The sequence below is a fragment of the Flavobacterium cupreum genome, assembly GCF_003996965.1.
GTDB lineage: Bacteria > Bacteroidota > Bacteroidia > Flavobacteriales > Flavobacteriaceae > Flavobacterium > Flavobacterium cupreum.
Map to the genome: position 1 here is coordinate 1 of NZ_QWDM01000149.1, position 333 is coordinate 333.

Consider the following 333-nt stretch of genomic DNA (forward strand, 5'->3'; position numbering starts at 1 on the left):
CGTGGGATGTCGATTCCGCGATGAAGCGCCCGGGCCGGTTCACGCGGCAAGTTTTCGTGCCACCGCCAGACTTGGAAGCGCGCCGCCACATTCTGGAGATTAAGATGCGCGACGTTCCGGCACAAGGCATCGACATCGACGCGCTGGCGAAGGCGACCGAGAACTACTCGGGTGCGGACATCGACGGCATCATCGACCTGGCCAAGGAAAGCGCGATCCATGACATCCTTACCGGCAGTCCGGAACGCCCGATCGGCCCGTCGGATTTCGATTACGCGCTCGAGCAAAGCCAGTCCTCGACCATGGAATGGCTCAAGACCGCACGCAACCTGG

1 pseudogene is annotated in these 333 nt (G+C 62.2%); it reads left to right on the forward strand.

Annotated elements, in window-relative coordinates:
- A pseudogene (locus D0817_RS26985) lies at nucleotides 1–333 on the forward strand (cell division protein); the annotation flags it as partial.